The sequence below is a fragment of the Luteibacter sp. P4_E6 genome (assembly GCF_056401535.1).
Map to the genome: position 1 here is coordinate 1 of NZ_JBFUJE010000823.1, position 1,248 is coordinate 1,248.

Annotated in this window: 2 protein-coding genes; both read right to left on the bottom strand. The window is 57.2% G+C overall.

The features are described from left to right. Window positions 1-219: 219 nt before the first annotated feature. The gene (gene cspE / locus AC1DT2_RS23805) at window positions 220-423 is read right to left on the bottom strand and encodes a transcription antiterminator/RNA stability regulator CspE (protein ID WP_046967384.1); all 204 of its coding nucleotides are present in this window, start codon (window positions 421-423) and stop codon (window positions 220-222) included. A gap of 356 nt (window positions 424-779) precedes the next feature. Further along, window positions 780-989, bottom strand: a complete 210-nt coding sequence (locus AC1DT2_RS23810) for a cold-shock protein (RefSeq protein WP_046967385.1) — start codon at window positions 987-989, stop codon at window positions 780-782. Window positions 990-1,248 lie beyond the last annotated feature (259 nt).

Consider the following 1,248-nt stretch of genomic DNA (forward strand, 5'->3'; position numbering starts at 1 on the left):
GAGCAAGGTGGCGAATGCGTCCCCATCGGGGCGATGAAGGACCAGATCGGCGAAAGCGCCGTCGGCCGTATGCAACCCGATCGCCTCGCACGGAGGGCGTTCCAGGGTGGCGGTTATTTCGGGATGATCAGTCATGCAGCCAAAAGCCCCCTCGGAGCGCGAGCACCGAGAGGGCTGAAGTCTTGCAAGAACGAGCGGCGTTAGCCAGCCCGAACAGAGTTACTTCGGATTGACGTTGTCCGCCTGCGGGCCCTTCTGGCCCTGGGTCACGGTGTACTCAACCTTCTGACCTTCCTGCAGCGACTTGAAGCCGTTGCCCTGGATCGAACGGAAATGGACGAACACGTCCGGGCCGCCCTCATCCTGAGTGATGAAGCCAAAGCCCTTTGCATCGTTGAACCACTTAACAGTACCAGTTGCCATCACACACACCTCTATCCAACACTCGAAAACCCGGCTCGCGAGCCGGCGACTTACTGGGAATGCAGGACCGGGTGAGGCGATGGAGCGTAAACTTCGCGCTTACATCGGGCCACTCTCGTGACCGCGCAGACACAGTAAGGTGGATAATAACCATATTTCGCGCGAGTTATGTAGGGGAATGCCTACATTGGACGATATTTTGACGTCCATCACGACTTTTTTCGTGAAATAGACAGGTTTCTTAGGAATTATTCGGGGCGCTTCGCGCCTTCGCCGATCAATCGGGTCCCAAAACAGGCATGAAAAAAGCCGGGCGTTTCCGCCCGGCTTTTCATGCAGCGAGAGTGTCAGCAGGCTTACGCCTTGTTGACTTCCTCAGCCTGCAGACCCTTCTGGCCGTTGACGACCTTGAAGGAGACCTTCTCGCCTTCGGCGAGGGACTTGAAGCCGTTGCCCTGGATAGCGCGGAAGTGAACAAACACGTCCGGGCCGTTCTCACGGGAGATAAAGCCGAAGCCCTTGGCGTCGTTGAACCACTTGACGGTGCCGATTTCACGATCCGACATAGAAACACTCCAATACATTGTGTAGCGAATAAAACCGACGATCGAAGTGACCGTCGCTGGAACTGGTGTGCAAGGAAACGCGAGGAGCGAAGCGATGTTGCGGATACGTGATCAGCTGCATCGGGTCAACATAACTCTATGACCCCGGCAAACACAGTCGGCGAACTATACTCGTCCCTACGATAAATAGCGACGGCAGCGCCCCGGGGCCCTTCCGGGGGTGCCCTGACGCTACGTTCACCCCCTCGCGGCCCATGCT

Bases quoted from the DNA above. Each gene is read 5' to 3' on its own strand.
- cspE (WP_046967384.1), bottom strand. From the start codon at position 423: ATGGCAACTGGTACTGTTAAGTGGTTCAACGATGCAAAGGGCTTTGGC.
- AC1DT2_RS23810 (WP_046967385.1), bottom strand. From the start codon at position 989: ATGTCGGATCGTGAAATCGGCACCGTCAAGTGGTTCAACGACGCCAAG.